This is a genomic window from Geobacillus sp. Manikaran-105 (assembly GCF_002809955.1).
Taxonomy (GTDB): Bacteria; Bacillota; Bacilli; order Bacillales; family Anoxybacillaceae; genus Geobacillus; species Geobacillus thermophilus.
The window spans coordinates 1-5,401 of the sequence record NZ_PIJG01000084.1; the positions used below are offsets into that span (position 1 = coordinate 1).

Annotated in this window: 6 protein-coding genes; all 6 read left to right on the forward strand. The window is 37.5% G+C overall.

From position 1 onward, the window contains the following. Positions 1 to 147: transposase (locus CV945_RS15985; protein ID WP_198518533.1), on the forward strand; the 147-nt coding region annotated here is incomplete at its 5' end. A gap of 75 nt (positions 148 to 222) precedes the next feature. Continuing rightward, positions 223 to 1,251 carry a radical SAM protein gene (locus CV945_RS15990; RefSeq protein ID WP_097355011.1) on the forward strand — a complete coding sequence of 343 codons (1,029 nt, stop codon included), beginning with the start codon at positions 223 to 225 and terminating at the stop codon, positions 1,249 to 1,251. After that, the gene (locus CV945_RS17915; protein WP_157807546.1) at positions 1,193 to 1,537 is read left to right on the forward strand and encodes a PqqD family protein; all 345 of its coding nucleotides are present in this window, start codon (positions 1,193 to 1,195) and stop codon (positions 1,535 to 1,537) included. Before CV945_RS15990 ends, CV945_RS17915 begins: the two co-directional genes overlap by 59 nt. Continuing rightward, on the forward strand, positions 1,491 to 1,658 hold the full coding sequence (locus tag CV945_RS17365) for a hypothetical protein (RefSeq protein ID WP_167438927.1): 168 nt from the start codon (positions 1,491 to 1,493) through the stop codon (positions 1,656 to 1,658). The genes CV945_RS17915 and CV945_RS17365 overlap by 47 nt, the downstream gene beginning before the upstream one ends. A 75-nt stretch (positions 1,659 to 1,733) precedes the next feature. Continuing rightward, a complete protein-coding gene (locus tag CV945_RS16000) occupies positions 1,734 to 4,118 on the forward strand; it encodes a B12-binding domain-containing radical SAM protein (protein WP_100660157.1) in 2,385 nt (794 codons plus the stop codon). Between the two features lie 13 nt (positions 4,119 to 4,131). Further along, positions 4,132 to 5,274 carry a hypothetical protein gene (locus CV945_RS16005; RefSeq protein ID WP_047817797.1) on the forward strand — a complete coding sequence of 381 codons (1,143 nt, stop codon included), beginning with the start codon at positions 4,132 to 4,134 and terminating at the stop codon, positions 5,272 to 5,274. The last annotated feature ends 127 nt before the right edge of the window (positions 5,275 to 5,401 follow it).

Below are 5,401 nucleotides of genomic sequence, written 5' to 3' on the forward strand. Positions count from 1 at the left end.
CTTTCTTGCATCGTTTTTTCTTACTCAAATGGTCCAATGGAAGGAATCAACAACAAAATAAAATTGATCAAAAGGCGAGGATATGGGTATCGAAATATCCAGCGTTTTACTTTGCGTGTCCGTCTAGAGACCTCTATCACATTTTAACATAAAAATCAAGTACATATTTTGGTGATGAACCAAATAAATTACAAATATAACAAAAAATGAGGTGATCAGGAATTGCAACTTGTTCTTAATAAGCCAATAAAGTTAACAATCCAAATAACAAATACTTGTAATTTGGAGTGCAAACATTGTTATGGGAATTGTACAAAAAGTCCGTCTAGTCAAGAACTTACAAAAGAAGAGTGGCTAGATTTTATCGATGAGTTGGTAAAGAATGAAGTTATTCAAGTCTTTTTTGAGGGTGGAGAAGTTTTACATAGGCCTGACTTTTTAGAAATTTTGGAGTATTGTTGTCCAAAAATGTTAACTTGGGTTCGTACAAACGGAACATTGATCACCGAAAAAATAGCTAAGGAATTTAAACGAATTGGTGTTGGGACCGTCTGTGTAGATTTAATGGGAGCTACCGAGGATACACATGATGATTTGGTCGGGGTAAAAGGGAGCTACCAACGTGCTGTAAAAGGAATCAAATACATGGTGAAACATGGGGTCCCGACCTTAATGTGTCTAATTCTCAACCGTAAAAATGCGAACGAGCTCCAACAATATGTCGATTTAGCTGCGGAATTAGGGGTTAACCGAGTGGGATTTCTTCGACTTTACCCTTTGGGACGAGCAAAACACAATTGGAATGAACTTTCCTTATCACTTGATGAGATGATGGAAGCCATCCAGAGTGTCAGGGTACCTAATAATGTAACAATCATGCAATCTTGGCATCCTAATGACGGAAACTGTTGTTGGCAAATGGCAACTGTAAATTACAAAGGAGATTCTATCGGCTGTCCATATCTAAGAGAATATGTCAACTTCGGTAATATCCGAAAAATGTCTTTTTTGGAAACTTGGGATGATCCGCTTTACAAAAGATTAAGGTCTGGAAATGTAGTTGATTATTGCCAAGACTGCAATGAATCTCAAGGATCTCGTGGTGGTTGCCGTTCAACGGCATATGCTTTCACAGGACGGTGGGATGCACCCGATCCATACTGCGTGAATACAAACAAAGGAGTTGATCTTCGTGAGTTGCCCGAATGGATACTACAAGAAACACCCAAATCTCCGTACGAGGGCTGTTGAGGAATGGAATACAATTCTAATATATACTCCTCACAAACCCAATATTCACTATCTGAATCCTACTGCATGGTTAATATTCGAGTTATGTGATAACAGAACCTACGATGAGATAACTAAACTTTATCAAGAAATTGTTCCTTCCGATTCATCTGTGACCTTAAAGGAATTGGAAGAAAGCCTAAATATGTTACTCGATGCGGAAATTGTTATTTGTGAAACTTTGAAAGGAGGTGAAAAGGATGAGCAACAACGAGCGAATCTTGAAGTTGGGAAAGCTCATTCGTGAGAAAAACATGGTAGATCCACCTTATATTAATAAAATCGAACCTGAGATTCGCACAGGTGTTCAGTACGCGTTACCTCCGGCTATGAGAAAAAAACTGAACCCCGAATTAAAAGAGAACTGATTGAGACTTTGACTGAGAATATCCAGGGGTTTTACTCCTGGATGTTCTTTCTTAACAAGGAGTTGTGGTTAGGTTATGAGTAAACCCAAAATATTACTAATCAACCCTCCGTTATGGAATACATATGCACCACATCTGGCTATTCCCTTACTTGCAGGATCTTTAAAGGCACGAGGATGGGATGTCAGATGCTTGGATTTAAGTATTGAATCAGTAGACTGGCTTGTATCAAGGAAAGGACTACTATCACTTGAAAGCTTGTTCGAAAAGAGGTATCGTGATTCCGACTCCAATTTACTCCCAGAACTTGAAAGAGCTAGGCTAATTTACCCTGAAACGATAAAAAATATTGACAATGCTAAGCAAACATTGCGGTCATTCTCTGGTCTTCAAAATCACGAAGAGTTTCTGAAAGCCAAAATCACTCTACGCAACGCACTTCATTTTATCTCTGCATCGTTTCCGGGATTGAAATTTGATTTGTTTGCCAATGATTTATACTATTCGGCTCGTTCAAGCCAAGCAGTACTTAAAGCGGCAGATGATCCTGAAAAAAATATTTATCGATGGCTGTTTCAAAAAATGCTTCCTCCTCACTTAGAGGACCCAAATCTAGGATTAGTAGGAATTTCTGTTTCTGCAGATACCCAATTGGTTGCAGCAATTACAATCGCCAAATTGATCAAAGAAATTCGTCCAGATATTCACATTACCATGGGAGGCAATTATACAACTCGGATTGTTCATAAATGGAAGGAGCCTCATCCGTTATGCCAGCTTATTGATTCCTTTATTCTATATGAGGGAGAAGAATCTCTTCCGAAGCTTTGCCAATCTTTATTCAATGGTGGAGTTGAATCTATACCAGGACATGTATATAAGAAAGGAGATAAATTACATCATACTCCACCTCAGGATGTCCAGCTGGATGAAGTACCGTTTGCCGACTTCTCTGACTACCCTTTAGAAAAATATTTTGCTCCTGGTCCTGTTCTGCCGACTTATGCATCAAGGAGCTGCATTTTTAATTGTGCATTTTGCTCCATTCCTTTTGCTAGTAACAGATTTCGTATGCGCAATCCCGAAAGAATAGTCGATGAGATGGAATACCAAAAAGAAAAACATGGTTCCAGGCATTTTATGTTTGTGGATGAGCTACTAACTCTGCCCACTCTTCAAGGTGTTAGCGATGAATTAATTAAACGCGACAGTAAATTGTTCTGGTACGGAGAGACGAGATTTGCTCCGGGTTTAAATGAGAAAATTTCAAATCGCTTATATCAGTCTGGGTGCCGTAGAATGAACTTTGGACTAGAATCATTTAACCAGCGTATTTTGGATTTGATGAACAAAGAAACTAGAGTTGATTATATCCCTAAGAATCTACATGCATTTTTGGAATCAGGTATTCCTGTACATCTTTTTGTAATTCTTGGATTTCCAGGGGAGAATAAACAAGAAACAACAAGAACCATTTTCTTTGCCGAAGAAATTATGAGGAAATCTGATGAACAGTACGGTGTTCCTTATTCAACATGGGGAGCTAGCCCCTTTGTTCTTGATTTGAATTCTCCTATCGGTCTAAATCCGGATAAATTTGGAATCGAAATTATTCCACCAAAAGATGATGAGGATCTCGCTTTAAGCACTAATTACATCACCAGAGAAGGAATAAGCGAGACTGAAACATCCGAACTAATGGAAGCAACTGCTAGACGAAGCCCTTATCGACCAAGACGAGATGCAAATTGGTTTCATCGTTCATCCTCACGCGAAGTAGAAGAGGAAATGTTTTTGCGTGCTTGTTATGATACCGGTCTTCCCAAACCCTTGACCTGCAAACCAAAATTATTTATTGAATCGATTGACAATCAATATACATGGCTGGAAGATGATGTCACCGTCCTTCAATCAAATTACTCATTTGTTGACCAAAAACCTAAAAAGTGTACATTGCTTTACAAATCGAACCGAGATTACTTAGTTGAAATTCCAGGTTCATTATATAAATGGGAGCATTGGTTAAAAAACCCAACCCCCTTCAAAGAGCAAAGAGATATACTCGCCAAAACACTGAAATGGACCAAAAGACAGTCTCAAGAATTGTTGGAAATGTTACTGCGTTTTGAACTGCTCATATGCAATAAGATACCTGTTTCTGTTGAGGATATTGATAGTGAAGAACTGATCTTCTATCAAGAAAAAGGGGTCTATGAGGAATTTATTGAGGAGGAGCAACAAGCAATATTAATCAGTACAATTACAGGGAAAAGCGTTACGATGAATTTAGAGGCTTACGCTTTATGGAGTTTATGTTCTGAAGGATTTAGCCTTATACAAAACGATAAATTACAGTTTGTAGGACTAGATCATCTGCCTTTAAAGGAAATAAAAAATGTTCTCTTTCAACTTGCTGAATCAGGATTTGTATACCTTAAAAAATCAAAAAGAAACAGATAAGGAGTAAAATATTATGAACGAGAACTACGTGTTCCAAGTGGAAAAAGAAATGTCTCTTCATCCTTTGTATTGTAAATATACATTTATAAACGATTTAGTCTTTCACACCTATACATTTATTACAGAGTTGTTAGCTGAAGAAAATAGTGACTTTAGAAGGCTGTATGATCGGTTTCAAAAATCCGAACGTACAATCACACACAGGGTTATTCAAGATCCAGTAATGAGAGATGTGCTAAATAAAGCTTTTGGCCTTTTGAAAAAAGGTAAGACTGAGAAAATTAGACTTTATAATAAAATATTAGATTACACAATCTCAATACTGGATGAAGGCAAACAAATAGGTCCTTTAAAAAGTCGAATGGAAAAAATTATTTACCTTGGAAGTACTGATTCGTCACCTTGGATTTGGTTTATTAATGAATCCAACAATGATATTATTGAAAAACATTTCAAAACACTCTTTCAAAACGAACTAGCAGCAGGGACTGACCCTGAACCAATATTGGTCATGCCTGATGAAAAGACACAAAAAACTTTACAATATAGCTTTGAACTTTTAACCTTATTATTGCCTGATTTATCAAAGAATGTCTTACCCCATGTTCAAATGATCGCAATCGTAGATACACTAGGTAATCGTGAAAACTTATTTGAAAGTGCTTCTACCAACGACATTCCAAGTACTATATTCCTCTCACGTTTAGTTGTAGATAATCCTATTAAGACTGCTGAGGCTATACTTCACGAATCCTTACACAAAAAATATGCCGACCTATTACTAATCAAACCTATATTAAGGCCAGGATATTCAGCTCAAACGTCACGTCCTATATATATCACTTGGCGGGATACCTATTGGCCGGTGGACCGTGTTTTAGCCGCTTTTCATGTATACACTTATCTAGGATTGTACTATTTACAAACTATTAGGAAGCATGAGTTTCTCTCTCCTGAGCTGCGAAAAGAGAACGAAAAAGCCACATTATATAAACATTTGTTTCAAGCGCTTGATAAAGGTTTCTATTTAGGTGATCAGTTAATTCGAGAGGGTAAGGAAGAGCTGGGATCAGAGGGTAAAAACTTTGTTCGGTGGTTATATGAGCAACTTGACAAAATAAATAAGTTAAGCAGAAGTGCAGCATTCACTGAATGATGACTAAAATTCATAGGTAGATTATAAAAAACCCGTGGTGCTAGATAAACTTGAGCAAGCATAAAAATAGCCCTTGCTGGCGGATCTCCTGTAGAATGAAAGTGCGACCTGCCATTCGAAAGGAGAA

What these genes read in the sequence shown, in the direction of transcription:
- CV945_RS17365 (WP_167438927.1), top strand. Translation starts at nt 1,491, where the DNA reads ATGAGCAACAACGAGCGAATCTTGAAGTTGGGAAAGCTCATTCGTGAG.
- CV945_RS16000 (WP_100660157.1), top strand. Translation starts at nt 1,734, where the DNA reads ATGAGTAAACCCAAAATATTACTAATCAACCCTCCGTTATGGAATACA.
- CV945_RS16005 (WP_047817797.1), top strand. Translation starts at nt 4,132, where the DNA reads ATGAACGAGAACTACGTGTTCCAAGTGGAAAAAGAAATGTCTCTTCAT.